We start from the raw sequence: 16,729 nt of genomic DNA, 5'->3' as shown, positions 1-16,729 counted from the left end.
GGTTATAGGGTTTGGAATCAGTCATGTTGAACTGCTCGATACTCGAATTAGGAGAAAATCGTGCTGTACTGATCCGCTTTGAATCCAAGGTGGTATTGGTTGTTTACCAACAAGATAGGACGTTTAATCATCGCTGGTTGTTCAACAAGTAGTGCGATTGCATTTTGCTCATTGAGAGAATCTTTCTGTTCTTGAGTCAATTGGCGGTAAGTGGTGCCGCGCTTGTTCAGGACATTTTCCCAACCTAGTTGCTGACAAAACTGGGTCACCATGTCTGTGTCGATTCCTTGTTTACGGTAATCGTGAAATTCATAGCTTACGCTTTCTGCTTCGAGCCACTTCTTGGCTTTTTTGATGGTATCGCAGTTAGGGATGCCATACATGGTAATACTCATAACGTTCCTTTGAATGCTGTGTTTATTTGTTATCAGCAAATCCTATCAGGAAGCGAATAAGAAGCAAAACAGACAAGTAAATATTTTGCAGGCTAAAAAAAATACGTTTCAAACTGTTACGATCGGCCAGTTATTGATCGAACTCAACACCTTGAAAGCCAAAACAGAAATAATGGGTAGGCACAGTAATAGGAGGTGTCAATGGAATTGAGTCCTGTTTTTGCAAGGCGTTTATACTTAGCTCTGTTAGTAGAAAGCCTTGAAAGGCCAAATGTGCCTAAACTTATCGAGAAAACGGGGTGGCCTCGTCGTACTATTCAAGATGTACTAAAAGCGCTGCCTGGGATCGGAATTGAACTTATGTTTGTCCAAGATGGACGACGTCATAATGACGGCTATTATCAGCTGTCGGATTGGGGCCCCTTTGACAGCCAGTGGGTGTTAGAGCGCCAAAGTGACATTGCCGAGAGTCTCGGGTTTCGTGCATAAGCCAGCGTTCGCTGGCTTTTTCTTTATTCGCCTTAGTTACACTTGTATGCGTTAGCAAACACAGTAAACGACGTAGCAAAATCTTGTGGGTTGATCATGTAAAGGGTGTCTGCGCCCATGGTGTAAGCTTGACTCTTAAGGTCGTTTATCGCCCCTCGGATCATCACATCATTCGGGAAGAACAGGTAGCTGTACCAATGACCTTCGCTGCCTGTTAAGTCTCCTAACCACTCACATTTTCCACCATCAAACTGCCCATCAATACGTACTTGAATGCTATCTGCGCCGTCTGAGAGTTTCGCTACAGGGGTGGAGCAGCCTGTTAGTGTGGTTGCTGCGAGAGCGAGAGCAAAGAGTGTTTTCTGCATTCTGTCGTGTCCTTATTGCAGAGTGATGTAGGCGATAAACCCTATCCAGCTTACTGCAAGCAGTGCCCAAGGCAACATACTTGGCTTTTGTGCTGAATGGGTGGAGTTTATCTCTTGGTCAATCACCGGGCTGTCTTGTTCATTCGCTTTGGCTTTCTGAGCTTTCTTCTTCGCTTTGTCAGCCTGACGGTTTTTCTCTTTTTGCTGCTTCTTGTACAGCGCGATGCCTTTTTCTATCCCTTGAGCAATCAAGCGCGTTTGTTCTTTGGTTTGCCCAGGTTTTTGAGTGGCTTTGGCAATTTTTGCCGCTTCTTGTTGTGATTGTTCCGATGGAACGACTTTCTTTTTCATCAGATTAACTATTGCGTGATCAAAGTTATTTATAGACTACCACGATATACTTTGTGAAGTATTACAAAGATATATGTATGAAGGGTGTGTCATGGCGGTATGGACAGTGGTGGCAATGATATTAATGGGTGTGTTTATCGCCTCTCTCATTGTCGCAAGCCAAAAAGATAAGTGGTCGGCGCTAAAGTTTGTCTCTTTGGCGGCTGTGTTTGCTATTGGATTACTCTTCTTAGTGAGAGGAACGCCACCAAAAAATGATCAAGCTGATACCGCTTCGATGACACGCCAAGCGTTCATGCTCGATATCCAAGATAAGCTGACTGAAAACCCTAATGACTCAGAGCTGTGGTTCCAGCTTGGTCACGTGTATTTGCTTGAAAACGATTTTCGAGCAGCAAGAACCAGCTTTGGTTATTCGATTCGCCTCTCGCCTGAACCTTCTGCTAGCCAACTTGCTGCCCTGGCATCAGCGCTTTATTACCTGAGTTCTCAATCCATGAATGAAGAGGTCACACAGCTGTTAGATGGGGCCCTGTCGCAAGAGCCTTATAATCCAACAGCATTGATGCTAATAGCCAATGACCATTTTGTCAGCTTTCGTTATCAGCAAGCTATCGATACTTGGGTCAAGCTGTTGGACTCACAGCAACGCGACCTAGATCGAGTGACCATTATTAATAACATCAACCGAGCCAAACAGTTGTTAGTGACTCAACAGTAAAAACAGTTCGACTGTCGCCAGCAATGCCAGAGCAATTGTTAAGCCTTTCCAGAATAGAACTGGGTTTCGTTGCATGAGCGGCTGTTCACTTAGCTCTTTTTGTAACCTCGGGTTTGGGCTAAACAAATCGGTGATGAACTCGCTAAGCACAGGATAACGAAGCGCACTTTTAGGGTGGCAAGCTTTTTTAAAGGTTAAGTCTAGCCAGTCAGGAAGATCTGGACGGAATGTGCTGAGTGGACGGTAGTCCCATGTTTGATGGCGAGCAGATTGAACGGTAAGTCCAGTCGTTTCTTTATAGGGCAATTGCCCAGTTAACATTTCATAGCCGATCACCGCGACAGAAAAGAGATCGGATAGAATCGTGGCTCTTCCATGTTGTAAATACTCTGGTGCAATGTAGTTTGCTGCGCCGAGTGGCGCTTCTTCTATGTCGGTTCTTTGTGCTATGTCAGTTCTTTGCGCTTCTTCCAATCCACTTACCAGTGTGGCCCCAAAATCAATCAGTTTTATCTTGCCGCTTGCTGTCACCATGATGTTTTCGGGTTTCAGGTCTCGGTGAACCATGTCAGCCCGTTGGAATACACGAACGGCCTTGATGATTTCTTCGAGGAGCTTTCGAACCTTGTCTAAGCTTGGTTGTGGGTTGTCTAGCATCCACTGCCGTAAGGTTATGCCGTTTATGGGTTCACACAGTTGGTAGTTGAATTTGGAGTGTGGGGGAGAAGGAAAGACTTTCATGACTCGTTCGTTATTGAGCTGAGTCCCAACCCAGTATTCGTTGGCGAATGCCGTTAAGTAACTTTGGTCTTCGGTATAGTGCAATGAAGGGCATTTCATCACGAATGTGCGGTCTGTGGTGGCATCGAATACCTCGTAGACGTGGCTTCTTGAGCCAGCATGGAGCACCTTGGTGACTAAGAAGTCGTCAATGCGATTGTTTTCTATCAAAGCCGGTGGGATTGCACGTTTGGCTAATTGTTGTTGATGCTCCAATAGAGAGTTGCTGGGCAGAGTAAGGGTATCGAGTAACAAGCAGCTTAGGTTGTCGCTGCTGCCATTGGAAAGTGCTTCATTACAGATATCTTGCGCGAGTAGTTCAAGGTCGTCAGCGTCTCGTGATGCGAGTTCTGATAACGTATCGTAATCAATAAAGTCATGCACGCCATCAGTGGTGAGCATAAAGCGGTCACCACATTTTAGTGATACGGTTTGGTGGTCGACTTCAAGGGTGTTGTCCATCCCCATGGCGCGAGTTAAATACTGGCCTTTGCCAAAGTTTGTGCGCTGGTGGTCTCTGGTGAGTTGATGGACTTTTTTATCACGGATTCGATAAATTCGGCTGTCCCCAACATGAAACAAGTGAGCCGAGTTAGATTTAAATATGACCGAGCTGAATGTAGTCACTAGGCCATTATGCTTAAGATCTTGCTTAGCGCCCTGATGAAACAGCCAGGAGTTTAATGCACTTAAGATTTTTCCTGCACAGTGCTTAGTACTCCAACTTTCTGGTGTGGCGTAGTAATCGGTGATGAACTGTATTGTAGTGGTATGGCTGGCTTTTTGGCCGTGGTCACTGCAGCTAACCCCGTCGGCGATACATGCCACAATCCCTTTATGTTCCAGCTCAGCATTGTCGCTTGGCGCTTTAACTAGAAAGGCATCTTGGTTTTCGTCACGTAGCCCCTGTAGTGAACAGCCCCCGAAGCGCATAGTTAATTTGCTTGCGACGGGGTTGCTATCAACTTCGTTTTGTTTGGTCGTGCGCATTACATTCATCGTAGACAGCCACCGTTTAATAAGTAAGTGGGCAAAGTGGGTGAGAACAAAAGCTCTGAACGTATCAGGCTTGAACAGAGCTTTTGAACGATATTGCGCTCTCATCCATGAGAGTGCGGCCCATAGGCAGAGGCAATATCCCCCCGATTATTGATGTTAGTGAGACACGTCGATCATAGTGACGCTACCATCTTCGTTTACTTCAGCAATTTGCCCATTCGGTTCTTCCATAATCAGTAGCGTTGCAAAGCCAAGTACGGCCGTTGCGGCAATCACATAGAAGAATGTTTGATAATCAACGAATGACAGAACTGTAAGGTAAACCACAGCACCCACATTACCGTAAGCCCCTGTCATACCAGCAATTTGCCCGGTCATACGACGTTTGATTAGCGGTACGGTTGCAAATACGGCCCCTTCACCTGCTTGGACGAAGAACGAACAAGCCATGGCCGCAGCGACGGCTAACCAGATAGGCCACTCACTACCAACTTGCCCCATTAGGAAGTAACCGACCGCAAGACCGGCTGTTAAGATGAGTAGAGTTGGTTTACGACCGAACTTATCGGAAATCCAACCACCACCAGGGCGAGACATCAAGTTCATGAACGCATAGGCAGAAGCCACCATGCCTGCAACAACAGGGGATAGCTCAAAGGTTTCAGAGAAGAACAAAGGAAGCATAGACACAACCGCAAGTTCTGAGCCGAATGTAGCAAAGTAGAGGACATTCAGTACTGCAACTTGCTTGAACTTATAACGATGAATTTCTTCGACTGGTCTTTCAAACACGGTTTTATTGACTTTCCATACTTGGCTAACTTCGTATAGGTACAGTGCAGCTAACCCAGCATAAATCGCGTTGACCATTGTATCGCTAAGCATATTGATGCCCGATGGAGATAACTTCCATGCAAGCAAAGCAAGTGCGGCGTACATTGGAATCTTCATGATCAATAGGAAGAAGAAGTCGCCTTTTGACGTCACTTCCATCGCAGACAAATGCTTAGGTTTGAAATAGGTTGACCCTTTCGGAGTATCAGTAACGCTGCGGTAGAAAATCACTGAGAATGCAAGACTCATTAAGCCAGTGATGCCGACGGCGTAACGCCAACCGTCTTCCCCGCCAAATAGCACTGCAACAGTGGGGAGAGTGAATGCGGCTGCCGCAGAACCAAAGTTACCCCAGCCACCATAAATACCTTCTGCTGTGCCGAGTTCATTGTGTGGGAACCACTCAGAAACCAATCTAATACCGATTACGAAACCAGCACCAATGAAGCCGAGTAGAAAGCGAGCAATAGCGGCTTGCATGAAAGAGTCGGCCAGCGCAAACATAAAACATGGGATGGAACAAATCGCGAGTAGCGCTGAATAGACTAGCCTTGGGCCATATTTATCGGTGAACATGCCGATCACAACACGAGCAGGAATAGTGAGTGCGACATTTAAGATCAGCAGTGTTTTGATCTCTTCGGTTGATAATCCGAGTGATGTTTTGACCATTTGCAGTAGTGGAGCAAAGTTAAACCACACCACAAAGGTGATAAAGAATGCCATCCAACTAAGATGCAGGACTTTCATTTTACCTGTAAAAGACAGCAGCGAAAATTTTGTACTTTCCATAGTGATAATTCCTTGTACCGTTTGTAGGCTATAGAGTCAGGCGTTATGCCGCAAGTTCTGTTGGAACTTGAACTTGGATTACGCCGCCTTGTTCACGTACTGAGTACGGGGTCAGTTGGAACTCGGGCTCTTCTAAGCAAACTCCGGTTTCTAAGTTAAAGTGCTGCTTATACAAAGGGGACGCGACACAAGGTTGGCCCTCAATAGAGCCAATTATTCCTCTCGACATCACATTGGCTTTGCCAATTGGGTCGTAGTTCGACAGCGCGTAAAGCTTAGCGTTGCGCTCGCAATAAAAAATAGCGACCTGTTGCTGGGCAATTTCAGCACACACGCCCGTATTGGGGACAAGGTCTTGGGTATGACAAATAGTTAACCAATTTTCCATAATGATCTCCTAACCAGAATTTGATTGAGTTCCACAGCGAGGTGAGCGAATAACGCAAATCTCACTGTGGTAAGGGATTAGTTGACTTCCACTACTTCAATAGCGGTTTCTGAATCTCTGAGCCCTTGTTGAGCAGGCTCTGGGAAGCGTTGTTCACGTAGCGTGACAAATTTAAGGCTGCTGTCACCGTTATCCGAGTTAACAAAGTGTTTGAAGCGCTTGAGTTTTTCTGGGCTCTCGATGGTGGTCTTCCACTCACATTGATACTTGGCAATGTTTTGAGCCATTTCACCTTCAAGTTCTTGCGCTAAACCAAGCTTGTCCTCGATAACGACTTGTTTGAGGTATTCGATACCACCCTCTAGATTTTCGAGCCAAACGGATGTGCGTTGCAGACGGTCGGCGGTGCGGATGTAGAACATCAGAATTCGGTCGACGTATTGAATCAGAGTGGGAATATCAAGGTCAGTGGCAAACAAGTCGGAGTGACGTGGGCGCATGCCACCGTTACCACACACGTACAGGTTCCAACCTTTGTCGGTTGCAATAATGCCGATGTCTTTAGATTGCGCTTCAGCACATTCGCGAGTACAGCCTGAAACAGCAAATTTGAGTTTATGAGGGGAACGGAGCCCCTTGTAGCGATTTTCGATGTCGATAGCGAAACCGACACTGTCTCCCACACCGTATCGACACCAAGTACTGCCGACACAAGATTTCACAGTACGGACAGACTTTCCGTAAGCATGGCCGGTCTCAAAACCCGCATCAACCAGCTTTTTCCAGATCAGTGGTAGTTCGTTGAGCTGCGCTCCGAAAAGATCAACTCGTTGCCCGCCAGTAATTTTGGTGTAAAGGTTAAATTCTTTAGCAACTTCGCCTAAAACGATTAATTTATCTGGGGTGATTTCTCCTCCAGCGACACGGGGAACCACAGAATAAGTCCCATCTTTTTGCATGTTACCAAGGTAGATATCATTGGTGTCTTGAAGTTCTAAATGTTGATCTTCGAGGATGTAATCGTTCCAGTATGAGGCGAGAATGGAACCCACTGCAGGTTTGCACACACTACAGCCTAAACCTTGCCCGTGGCTTTCTAGCAACTGGTCGAAAGTACGGATTTTATTTACGCGGATAATGTCGCTCAATTCTTGACGCGAGTATGCGAAGTGTTCGCAAATATCGTTGTTAACTTCAACACCTAAGCTGCTTAATTCACTGTCTAAGACTTGCTTAGCAAGAGCACTACAGCCACCACAGCCTGTCGATGCATTGGTGCTTTCCTTTAAAGCTGACATGGTGGTGCAGCCTGCGGAAACGGCCTCCTTGATGTCACCTTTGGTCACATCAAAGCACGAACAGATGACTGCGCTATCTGGTAATGCATCGATTCCCATCGCTGAAGAATCGTCGTCGGCGACATTGGGTAGAATTAGTACCGAAGGGTTTTCCGGTAGTGGCATATCATTTTGTTTCATCTGCAGCAGCGTCCCGTATGCATCGGCATCACCGACCAGAACGGCCCCAACGATTTTTTGTTTGTCTGCTGAGACAATCAAACGTTTATAAACTTGTTCTATTTCGTCGTTATAGGTGTAAGACAGTGCGCCTTCTGTTTGATCATGCACTTCACCAATACTGGCTACATCAACACCTAACAGCTTCAATTTAGTGCTCATGTCAGCACCGGTAAACTCAGTGCTGATCTCATCGCTAGCAAGAATATGCTCAGCCGCTACTTTGGCCATTTGGTAGCCTGGTGCGACGAGGCCAAAAATCTTATTGTCCCATAAAGCACATTCACCGATAGCGTACACATCTTGGTGGTTTGTCTGGCAGCGGTTATTAATCACAATGCCGCCGCGTTCTCCAATCTCAATATCGCTGCTGCGCGCCAGTTCATCTTGCGGGCGGATACCAGCAGAAAAAACAATCATGTCTGTTTCTAGGTGACTGCCATCAGCGAAGTTCATTCGGTAGCGCGAGCTTTCCCCAGCAATGATCTCTGTGGTGGCTTTTTCGGTGTGAACCGAAACACCCAAGGCCTCTATTTTGCGTTTGAGTAGAGCGCCGCCACCTTGATCAAGCTGCACTGCCATTAATCGGGGAGCAAACTCCACAACGTGAGTGTCCATGCCGAGGTTTTTTACCGCATTGGCTGCTTCAAGCCCTAGCAAGCCGCCGCCGATAACCACGCCACTTTGGCTTTGCTTACTCGACTGCTCAATCGCATCGAGATCTTCAATAGTGCGGTAGACGTGGCAGTGCTCTTGGTCATTGCCTGGGATTGGAGGCACAAAAGGGAAAGAGCCTGTTGCGAGGACTAATTTGTCGTACTGTTCTGTACGTCCACTTTCTGTGACAACTTGCTGTTTGCTGGTATCAATCTGAGTTACTTTTTCATTGACGACGAATTTAATGCCATTCTCTTCGTAGTAGAGCTCATCGGTCAGCGATAAGTCTTCAACGGTTTTGCCTTCAAAGTAAGAGGTGAGTTGAACGCGATCGTAGGCAAGCCTTGGTTCTTCTGAAAAGGTAATGACTTCAATATCATCGCGGTTAGCTTGAATAATAGACTCAATAAACTTGTGTCCGACCATGCCGTTACCAACGACTACAATCCTTTGTGCTGTTTTCATGTCTGCTTCCTTAAAATTACTTATTATTCGAATAATCTTCTGCGCACGCCTATTTGCGTATTGCTCTATGCGGTTTTTGCCAACACTGTGCTTGATGGTGTATCTGGTTGAATTTTGGAGTTGAGCTGGTGGAGCCATTGCATCTGTTCAGCCACGCTGACGACTTGGCCGATCACGATCAGAGCGGGAGATTGCACATCGTGCTGATGTTTGAGCTCACTCAATTGGTCTAGAGTGCCGAGGATGTTGCGTTGACCCGACGAGCAACCATTCTCGATTAGCGCTACGGGCGTGTCGGCTGACATACCGTGCTCAATCAATTTTTGACGGATAAGCTCGGTTTTGCTTAGCCCCATATAAACCACAATGGTTTGATTTAATTGCGCGAGTGCTTGCCACTGGATATCGAGCTTCTTATCCGCATGCGCAGTGATGAAAGTACAACCTTGAGTAAGCCCTCGATGCGTTAAAGGAATTTCGGCATAGGTGGTACAGCCTGATGCGGCGGTAATGCCGGGTATGGTGGAAACTTGAATGCCTTTCTGGCTGAGTAGTAACATTTCCTCACCACCACGACCAAATACAAATGCATCCCCACCTTTGACACGACATACGTTTTTACCGGAAAGGGTCAACTCAACCATAAGTTGGTTAATCTCGTCTTGGGTTTTGCTGTGACATCCTTTTGTTTTCCCTACATATAACGTTTCTGCAGTGGATGGGAAAAGATCGCGTATCGGTTGGCTAACGAGGTTGTCGTAGACAATGACCTCAGCAGACTCTATTGCTCGCAATGCTTTGATGGTTAGCAGTTCTGGGTCGCCGGGACCTGCGCCAACTAGCGTGACTGTGCCGATTTCTTTATTCAGACTTTTCATTGCGTTACTCCTTTAACAGCAATACGTCGTAAACGTGTTGTTTTACCAATCAGCAAGGAGAGTGCCATTTGCAGTTCTATGGAGATGTCTAATTTGTATTGTCGTTAATAAACAATGGCTTATGATTTTGTTTTTGCTTTGATTAACGTGGGTTTAGGATGTTTGATAAAGCAAAATGTGAGAAAAATGAGCCTTATTGGTGCATTTGAGCGATAACATGGTGCAAATAGAATTTTATTCCCTCTATATATAGCAAGATTATATATACCACTAAAGTGGTATGTGAGATTAAGTTTATGATAAATAAGAATTAAAAATTCGATTGTTAATGAAATCTGCATAATTTTGGAATTGGCGTATAAGTTGCTACTTAAAGGGAGTTGAAAATAAACAGCAGCAGGTGGGAAAGGATGGCACAAGTAAATGATGGATGGATTAAAACAACCTGTGCGTATTGTGGAGTAGGGTGCGGTGTGGAAGCGCGTCCGTTGTCCAGCGGCAAGTTGGAAGTAAGAGGTGACAAGTCACATCCCTCGAATTACGGAAAGCTGTGTACCAAAGGCATAGCGTTGGGAGATACCGTGATTCATGATGGTCGACTGCTCCATCCAACACTCAAAATGGGCGCTCGGACTGAAGCGCTATCTTGGGATAGTGCCACCCAATTGGTTGCCCATAAGTTTACCCAAGCTATCGAACAGTACGGTAGAGATTCGGTGGCATTTTACGTATCTGGTCAACTGCTTACTGAAGACTATTACGTGGCGAATAAGCTAATGAAAGGCTTTATGGGGAGCGCGAATATCGACAGCAACTCGCGTTTGTGTATGGCATCATCAGTGGTTGGACATAAGCGAGCATTTGGCAGTGATACCGTGCCAGTGTGTTATTCCGATTTGGAACAGGCGGAGCTCGTTGTCCTTGTGGGTTCAAACTTAGCTTGGTGTCATCCTGTGCTTTTTCAGCGGTTGCGGGCGGCCAAGCAAGATAATCCAAACTTGAAAGTTGTGGTAGTGGACCCTCGAGAAACGGAAACATGTAGCATTGCTGACATGCACCTTTCTATTGCATCTGGTGGAGACGTGGCATTGTTCAATGGTTTACTTAGCTACCTTGAAGAGAACCAAGCACTCGATACAGATTTCATTGCTGCGCACACTAATGGGTTTAATGAAGCGCTCAAAGTCGCCAAGTCTGAAGCAAGCATAGAGCAAAAAACTGGCTTATCGCGCTGTCAGCTCGACGATTTCTATCAGCTATTTAGCCAAACCGAAAAAGTGGTCACCGTGTATTCTCAGGGCGTCAACCAATCAAGCCAAGGGTCGGACAAGGTCAACAGCATTCTTAATTGTCATTTAGCCACGGGGAAAATTGGTAAGGTTGGGAGTGGGCCATTTTCAGTGACTGGCCAACCTAATGCGATGGGCGGCAGGGAAACCGGCGCACTGGCAAACACGCTGACGGCCCATATGGAGTTTGACAATGTCGAGCATCATCAATTGGTGAGTGACTTTTGGCAGACAGATTGCCTAGCGCGGCAGCCAGGGCTGAAAGCGATTGATATGTTTGATGCGATGGCAGAAGGGAAGATTAAGGCCGTTTGGATCATGGCAACCAACCCTATGGTCAGCTTACCGGACAGCAAGAAAATCAAGGCCGCACTAGATGCTTGCCCATTTGTTGTGGTGTCTGATTGCATCGCAGATACAGAAACTAGCCGAATGGCAGATCTGGTTTTGCCTGCACAAGGCTGGAGTGAAAAATCAGGAACGGTGACCAACTCTGAAAGACGCATCTCGCGACAGCGACGTGTGTTACCCAGCCCCGGACAAGCAAAAGCAGACTGGTGGGTTATCAGCCAAGTAGCGCAGAAAATGGGATTTGGCCAAGCGTTTGATTATATACATGAAGGAGAGATATTTTCTGAATACGCTCGGTTGACCACGATAGGTAACGCTCACGGTGAACGTGATTTGAACTTGATTGGTCTGACGCAATTGGACGATAGGGGATACAGCGAGCTCACACCTCAACAGTGGCCGGTACAGAATGTGCAGAGCCAGCCTGTAGAACAAAGGTTTTTCTCGGATGGTCGGTTTTTCACTCCAGATGGCAAAGCGCGTTTTGTGGCAGTGAAGCATAACGATCCCCGCAGCCAGTGCAAGAACGTAGTGCCATTATTGCTTAACAGCGGGCGCACTCGAGATCATTGGCATACGATGACCCGCACTGGCCTATCGGCTCAGTTAGGCAGCCATGCACCTGAACCTTATGTTACTGTCCATCCTGCCACAGCTGAGCGATATCAGATACAGCCAGATGATGTGGTAGCCATTTGTAACTCACAGGGAGAAGTCCTCGCCCGATGTCGAATAAGCGACGAAGTGTCACCGCAGCAGGTGTTTATGCCAATTCACTGGAATAGCGTGACAGCAAAAAACAGCAAACCTTGCTCGTTGATTATACCCAATACAGATATTGCGTCTGGGCAGCCTGAGTTCAAGCACACCCCAGTTAATATACGTCCGATACGATTTAACAGCTCTGGTTTAGTGGTTTCCAAACAAGTACTGGAGTGTTCTGCGTATGAATATTGGGTTAGGCAGAAAGTGGAAGGTGGGTACTTGTATCGTATTGAATCGATGCTTACTCAGTCAGAACTGAGCCTTTCCTTGCAGACGTTAGTTGAGCGCACTAGCGCAACGCGGTTAAGCGTACTGTCTCAATCCGGAGGGGCGGCTGATACGATGACGGCCTATGCAGGTGAGACTTTGTTTGCAGCGGTGTCGACATGTCAGAGCCATAATAAACTCGATGAAGAGGTATTGATTGAAGCGTTTCATTCGCCAGAATCCCATCTGCTGGAAAGTGGCGTGATATCGGCCTAGCAATATTCTATTCGCAACAAAGAAAAGGCCAAGCAGTTGCTTGGCCTTTAAGTGTTTGTCGGGTGCGATTAGTCGTAAGTTGCTTCGCGCTTCTCTGCGGCTTTTTCCCACTCTGGAACAACCGTTTTCAAGAAATCTTGTTTCTCGCTATTCATTGTATCCATGTCCATACCAAGAGCTTGTTGTGCTTTTAGCTTGGTTGAAATATCCGGGATCTCAACAGGTTCTGTAATGCCTTTTTTGGCTAATAAGCGAACCAGTTTAGTTCGAGCATCTGCCGCGCGGTCAACCGCAGTACCAAGTACTTCTAACGCGACTTCTGGTGCATGCATATGTACGCCGTGAGATGCGATTGCATAGTCCCAACGCCACTGCGCATGACGAATGTCTTGTAAGATTGGCTTCATTTCTGCTTCGGTTGCGCCAGCATCCCAAGCCGCTCCAGCCTCAAAGTGAGCAGCTACGATTTGCTTCTCTGCAGTGAGCTTCATGTTAAGTACTTGAGCTTTACGGCTAGAAACGATTTCACGAAGTTGGTCTTTTGACTGAGTATGGCAGTTTGCACAAGTGTCTTCGAAGCGGTCGAATGGGTTGCCCACTTTGTGGTCTGTATAAACGGTACCGTCTTCTTTGGTGACTTTTGGCATATGACAGTCAACACAAGCCACTTTGTTTTTACCGTGGATACCATCACGCCATGTTTCGTAACCCGGGTGCTGTGCTTTCAACATTGGTGCTTTGGATACTTTGTGTGTCCAGTCTTTGAAGTTGATGGCATCGTAGTACTCTTCCATCTCGCCAACTGTGGTGCCGCGATCCCAAGGGAATTTCACGGACTTGTTAGGGCCTGTGAAGTAGTACTCAACGTGGCACTGACCGCATACAGAAGCTTGCTGATCTAGACGAGACTGCTTTTCAAATGGTTTATCGATCGCTTCAAAGGCACGCTCAACGTAAGGTTTGGCAAGCGCAAGAGCGGGTTCACCTTTTTTGAAGCCTTCACTTCTGGTGTCATGACAATCAGCACAGCCGATAGGGTTAGCAATTTCTTCGCCTAAGCGTGCCCATTTACCTTCAAAATAGCCATCCTCGCCACGTTCATCGATCACACGACCAACGTCTGGGCTCTTACAGCTCCAGCATGCCATAGGCATTGGACCTGAGTTAGCATCTTTGGGTGCGCCTGTACGGAGAGTCTGGCGTACGTCATCAACGGCATAGAAGTGGCCACGTGCCTTGTTATAGTCTTTAGCGAATCCATAGCCAGCCCAGAGAATCACCATATTTGGGTCTTCTGCTAACGCATCTTCTATGTGTTCGCTTTCCGACGTGGCTTTCCACGATTCATATTGGTCTGGGTGGTTCTGTTCATACGCGTCGTTTCTAGAATCGATGCGTTCGGTAGGTTCAGATGCAGCAAAGCTGGCGACGCTGAATATTGAGCTGGTCGCTAACAATAATGCTGCAGCGGAATTTGGTATCCAGTGCAATTTCTTCACAGTGTTGTCTCCATAATTCTGTTGTTATAAACAGCGTTGTGAACTGGCTATACCAATAATAAGAATTAGAGAACTGAAACAAATTGTAATAAAAAGACATTTTTTAAATAACCTTGTAATAGTTATTCATTGTCTTAGATCAATTTGGCCTAGTGATCTATCTCAAATTTAAGTTTATCTACCCCTTAAGGGTTATTTGTGTGTAGGTTTATTTTTAATGAAAACCATTCTCATCAATAACTTAGCAATCATTCACCTATAAAATATAAGGTGATTTAGCTCACTAATTGCTCGATAAAATCTACCCCTAAATAGGCAGATGAGTAATATATAAATATAGCGTTGTGGCTTATCCAAAAATAAGAATTGATCTCATTTGGGGTTTATTTACTCGACTCCAGAGGAAGTTAATTTTGATCAGTAACTAATCATTTCTATGAGATGTTTTAGCGCTGGTATAAGGAAAGGATAAAATGGGCAATATAAAGTTGGCCATGGTCATAATGCTAAAGTCTATTCTAGCATTCTGCCTTTATGGTTATTCTCTTCATGCCGTTGCCGATACTTCAACCTTGCAGTCTGAAGGCCAATCAGATCGTCATGAAGTCACGCTTATCCGTGACAAGGATTACAAATGTATTCAGTGTCATAAGGATTCTAAAGAAACCCTCCAAGGTTCTCATGGTAAGGAAGCACATAAGATTTTGGGGCGGGAAGTCAATTGTACTGAATGTCATAACTCTATAGGACCTGACCACCGTGAAGGTGCACCGGTTGTGACCAAGTATTCTTCAGCGCAGTCGAAACCCGGCACCGAAAAAGTGTTCATGGACCCAGAGGCGATATTGAAAGCTAACAGTCAGTGTACCGATTGTCATCAGCCAAAATACTTGCAAGAAGACAGCTGGACCCACGATGTGCATGCCAAGAACTTAACTTGTTCAAACTGCCACGATGTTCATGCGAAAAAAGCCAAAGTGTTGGGCTTTGAGCGCAAAGAAACCATTAAGTTGTGTGTGGACTGCCACTCTGATTTTAACCAAAAAGAAGAGGAGAGGTGATATGAGTTGTTCAAGACGTAACTTTTTAACGGGCGCAGGCGCAGTCATCTTTACTACTGGAGTCGCTGGTACAGCGGTGCTGAACAGCCGGAAAACACTGGCAAATGTTGAGCAAGATGGCAATAAGCTATACGGAATGATCCATGATGAAACCGCGTGTATTGGTTGTACTGCTTGTACCGATGCGTGTCGCGACGTCAATAAGGTACCAGAAGGCGTATCGCGTTTAGAGATCATTCGCAGCGAACCTATGGGTGAGCATCCAGATGTTGAATACCGTTTTACACGAAAATCTTGTCAACACTGTGAGAATGCACCTTGTGTGATGGTATGCCCTACCGGTGCGGCCTATAAAGACGAAAAAACAGGCATCGTTGATGTTCATAAGGATAAATGTGTTGGCTGTGGTTACTGCCTAGCAGCGTGTCCTTATCAAGTTCGTTTCTTTAATCCAGCTGATGGTTCAGCAGATAAATGTAACTTCTGCCGAGATACCAATTTAGCTCAGGGCAAACTTCCTGCGTGTGTTGAATCATGTCCAACTAAAGCCCTAGTATTTGGCGATCTTAACGATCCAAGCAGCGAGATCAACGCAGTGCTTAATAACCAGGTGGTTTACAGAGATAAGGTTCACCTAGGAACTAAGCCGAAGCTGTACAAGATTCCTAAACAGAAAGGGGAGGTTTAGCCATGAACGGAGTAGAAAGTGCATTCCAGTTTGACTCTTTAGTTTGGGATTGGATTATTGCGATTTATCTGTTTCTAGCAGGTATGTCTGCGGGTGCGGTGATGATATCTATTTACCTAAAGAGAAAGGTAATAGAAGGAGACCCTGCACAAAATGGCATCTTGAAAGCGACGGCTTGGTTAGCACCATTCGGGATTATTTCCGGTTTGACCATCTTGATCTTTCACCTGACTAAGCCGCTGTCGTTTTGGAAGATTATGATCTATTTCAACGTCACGTCCGTGATGTCGATGGGGGTCGTGCTGTTCCAAGTCTACATGGCAGTGTTGTTCGTTTGGATTGGCATCATCTTTAGAAAACAGATCGTTGCATTCCTTCAGGGCAAGTTTGCATTTGTGGACACCTTGCTTGAAAAGTTCGGACAGTTCGAAAATGCGATAGAAGTGTTTCTTGGCGTACTGGCAATCTTACTTGCTGCGTACACTGGGTTCTTATTGTCTGCTCTACAAACCTACCCAATGCTGAATAATCCAGTATTACCGATCTTGTTCTTGTTCTCGAGCTTATCGTCTGGAGCAGCAGCATGTCTCATGTTTGGCATTCTAGTTTTCAAAGAGCCGGTATCAAGTGCAAGTGTTAAATGGGTGCATGGCTTTGAACGCCCAGTGGTGCTATTTGAGTTATTTGTATTGGTGACATTTTTTACGGGGCTGATCTTCTCGGGCGGACAAAGTGAAGTGGCTGCTTGGAATGCGATCGGTGGAGGTTTTTGGTCGAATTGGTTCTGGATTGGCGTGGTAGGCATAGGTATGTTGTTACCACTCACACTGAATGCAGTTTCACCAAAAGAAGTCCAGCATAACAATGGCTTCATTTTGGTCGTGACGACCTTGAGTCTGGTTGGGGTGCTAATGCTTAGAACCTTCATTCTTTACGCCGGACAAATGACAGTTGTTTAG

The 16,729-nt window shown here is 46.0% G+C and carries 15 protein-coding genes; 6 read left to right on the top strand and 9 right to left on the bottom strand.

Translation table 11 applies throughout. The features are described from left to right. Positions 1 to 47: 47 nt before the first annotated feature. Complete coding sequence (locus tag J4N42_RS10075; RefSeq protein WP_252027747.1) at positions 48 to 395, bottom strand: ArsC family reductase; 348 nt, start codon at positions 393 to 395, stop codon at positions 48 to 50. A gap of 201 nt (positions 396 to 596) precedes the next feature. Between J4N42_RS10075 and J4N42_RS10070 the strand changes: the two genes are divergently transcribed. Continuing rightward, positions 597 to 884 (top strand): winged helix-turn-helix domain-containing protein, encoded by a 288-nt coding sequence (locus J4N42_RS10070; RefSeq protein WP_252027746.1) that lies wholly within the window; start codon positions 597 to 599, stop codon positions 882 to 884. A gap of 32 nt (positions 885 to 916) precedes the next feature. Here the strand turns inward: J4N42_RS10070 and J4N42_RS10065 are convergent, their stop codons facing one another. After that, entirely contained in the window at positions 917 to 1,252 is a 336-nt protein-coding gene (locus tag J4N42_RS10065; protein WP_252027745.1) for a DUF4156 domain-containing protein, read from the bottom strand. Between the two features lie 12 nt (positions 1,253 to 1,264). Further along, a complete protein-coding gene (locus J4N42_RS10060; protein ID WP_252027744.1) occupies positions 1,265 to 1,603 on the bottom strand; it encodes a DUF2956 domain-containing protein in 339 nt (112 codons plus the stop codon). A gap of 91 nt (positions 1,604 to 1,694) precedes the next feature. Here J4N42_RS10060 and J4N42_RS10055 point away from each other — a divergent pair, with 91 nt between their 5' ends. Beyond that, entirely contained in the window at positions 1,695 to 2,324 is a 630-nt protein-coding gene (locus J4N42_RS10055; protein WP_252027743.1) for a tetratricopeptide repeat protein, read from the top strand. Here the strand turns inward: J4N42_RS10055 and J4N42_RS10050 are convergent. The 5 genes from J4N42_RS10050 to cobA all read right to left on the bottom strand — a co-directional run bounded on the left by J4N42_RS10050 (position 2,307) and on the right by cobA (position 9,634). Further along, a complete protein-coding gene (locus J4N42_RS10050) occupies positions 2,307 to 4,094 on the bottom strand; it encodes a bifunctional protein-serine/threonine kinase/phosphatase (RefSeq protein ID WP_252027742.1) in 1,788 nt (595 codons plus the stop codon). The genes J4N42_RS10055 and J4N42_RS10050 overlap by 18 nt on opposite strands. Positions 4,095 to 4,259: 165 nt before the next feature. Then, on the bottom strand, positions 4,260 to 5,729 hold the full coding sequence (locus J4N42_RS10045; RefSeq protein WP_252027741.1) for a NarK family nitrate/nitrite MFS transporter: 1,470 nt from the start codon (positions 5,727 to 5,729) through the stop codon (positions 4,260 to 4,262). A gap of 43 nt (positions 5,730 to 5,772) precedes the next feature. Next, on the bottom strand, positions 5,773 to 6,117 hold the full coding sequence (gene nirD, locus J4N42_RS10040; RefSeq protein ID WP_252027740.1) for a nitrite reductase small subunit NirD: 345 nt from the start codon (positions 6,115 to 6,117) through the stop codon (positions 5,773 to 5,775). 77 nt (positions 6,118 to 6,194) lie between these two features. Further along, positions 6,195 to 8,756 (bottom strand): nitrite reductase large subunit NirB, encoded by a 2,562-nt coding sequence (gene nirB, locus J4N42_RS10035; RefSeq protein WP_252027739.1) that lies wholly within the window; start codon positions 8,754 to 8,756, stop codon positions 6,195 to 6,197. 65 nt (positions 8,757 to 8,821) lie between these two features. Next, positions 8,822 to 9,634 (bottom strand): uroporphyrinogen-III C-methyltransferase, encoded by an 813-nt coding sequence (gene cobA, locus J4N42_RS10030; RefSeq protein ID WP_252027738.1) that lies wholly within the window; start codon positions 9,632 to 9,634, stop codon positions 8,822 to 8,824. Between the two features lie 410 nt (positions 9,635 to 10,044). Between cobA and J4N42_RS10025 the strand changes: the two genes are divergently transcribed. Further along, positions 10,045 to 12,522: a molybdopterin oxidoreductase family protein gene (locus J4N42_RS10025; RefSeq protein ID WP_252027737.1), complete on the top strand. Its 2,478-nt coding sequence runs from the start codon at positions 10,045 to 10,047 to the stop codon at positions 12,520 to 12,522. 68 nt (positions 12,523 to 12,590) lie between these two features. Here the strand turns inward: J4N42_RS10025 and nrfA are convergent, their stop codons facing one another. Further along, a complete protein-coding gene (gene nrfA, locus J4N42_RS10020) occupies positions 12,591 to 14,021 on the bottom strand; it encodes an ammonia-forming nitrite reductase cytochrome c552 subunit (protein ID WP_252027736.1) in 1,431 nt (476 codons plus the stop codon). 473 nt (positions 14,022 to 14,494) lie between these two features. Here nrfA and nrfB point away from each other — a divergent pair, with 473 nt between their 5' ends. Genes nrfB through nrfD form a run of 3 tightly spaced genes read left to right on the top strand, consistent with a single transcriptional unit; the run spans position 14,495 to position 16,729 of the window. Further along, entirely contained in the window at positions 14,495 to 15,082 is a 588-nt protein-coding gene (nrfB, locus tag J4N42_RS10015) for a cytochrome c nitrite reductase pentaheme subunit (RefSeq protein WP_252027735.1), read from the top strand. 1 nt (position 15,083) lies between these two features. Then, complete coding sequence (gene nrfC, locus J4N42_RS10010) at positions 15,084 to 15,770, top strand: cytochrome c nitrite reductase Fe-S protein (protein ID WP_252027734.1); 687 nt, start codon at positions 15,084 to 15,086, stop codon at positions 15,768 to 15,770. Between the two features lie 2 nt (positions 15,771 to 15,772). Further along, complete coding sequence (gene nrfD, locus J4N42_RS10005; RefSeq protein ID WP_252027733.1) at positions 15,773 to 16,729, top strand: cytochrome c nitrite reductase subunit NrfD; 957 nt, start codon at positions 15,773 to 15,775, stop codon at positions 16,727 to 16,729.

The sequence above is a fragment of the Vibrio sp. SCSIO 43135 genome (assembly GCF_023716665.1).
In the GTDB taxonomy this organism is placed as follows: domain Bacteria; phylum Pseudomonadota; class Gammaproteobacteria; order Enterobacterales; family Vibrionaceae; genus Vibrio; species Vibrio paucivorans.
The sequence above is the reverse complement of the archived record's forward strand: the minus strand, read 5'-3'. Positions and strand labels throughout refer to the sequence as shown.

What these genes read in the sequence shown, in the direction of transcription:
- J4N42_RS10075 (WP_252027747.1), bottom strand. Translation starts at nt 395, where the DNA reads ATGAGTATTACCATGTATGGCATCCCTAACTGCGATACCATCAAAAAA.
- J4N42_RS10070 (WP_252027746.1), top strand. Translation starts at nt 597, where the DNA reads ATGGAATTGAGTCCTGTTTTTGCAAGGCGTTTATACTTAGCTCTGTTA.
- J4N42_RS10065 (WP_252027745.1), bottom strand. Translation starts at nt 1,252, where the DNA reads ATGCAGAAAACACTCTTTGCTCTCGCTCTCGCAGCAACCACACTAACA.
- J4N42_RS10060 (WP_252027744.1), bottom strand. Translation starts at nt 1,603, where the DNA reads ATGAAAAAGAAAGTCGTTCCATCGGAACAATCACAACAAGAAGCGGCA.
- J4N42_RS10055 (WP_252027743.1), top strand. Translation starts at nt 1,695, where the DNA reads ATGGCGGTATGGACAGTGGTGGCAATGATATTAATGGGTGTGTTTATC.
- J4N42_RS10050 (WP_252027742.1), bottom strand. Translation starts at nt 4,094, where the DNA reads ATGCGCACGACCAAACAAAACGAAGTTGATAGCAACCCCGTCGCAAGC.
- J4N42_RS10045 (WP_252027741.1), bottom strand. Translation starts at nt 5,729, where the DNA reads ATGGAAAGTACAAAATTTTCGCTGCTGTCTTTTACAGGTAAAATGAAA.
- nirD (WP_252027740.1), bottom strand. Translation starts at nt 6,117, where the DNA reads ATGGAAAATTGGTTAACTATTTGTCATACCCAAGACCTTGTCCCCAAT.
- nirB (WP_252027739.1), bottom strand. Translation starts at nt 8,756, where the DNA reads ATGAAAACAGCACAAAGGATTGTAGTCGTTGGTAACGGCATGGTCGGA.
- cobA (WP_252027738.1), bottom strand. Translation starts at nt 9,634, where the DNA reads ATGAAAAGTCTGAATAAAGAAATCGGCACAGTCACGCTAGTTGGCGCA.
- J4N42_RS10025 (WP_252027737.1), top strand. Translation starts at nt 10,045, where the DNA reads ATGGCACAAGTAAATGATGGATGGATTAAAACAACCTGTGCGTATTGT.
- nrfB (WP_252027735.1), top strand. Translation starts at nt 14,495, where the DNA reads ATGGGCAATATAAAGTTGGCCATGGTCATAATGCTAAAGTCTATTCTA.
- nrfC (WP_252027734.1), top strand. Translation starts at nt 15,084, where the DNA reads ATGAGTTGTTCAAGACGTAACTTTTTAACGGGCGCAGGCGCAGTCATC.
- nrfD (WP_252027733.1), top strand. Translation starts at nt 15,773, where the DNA reads ATGAACGGAGTAGAAAGTGCATTCCAGTTTGACTCTTTAGTTTGGGAT.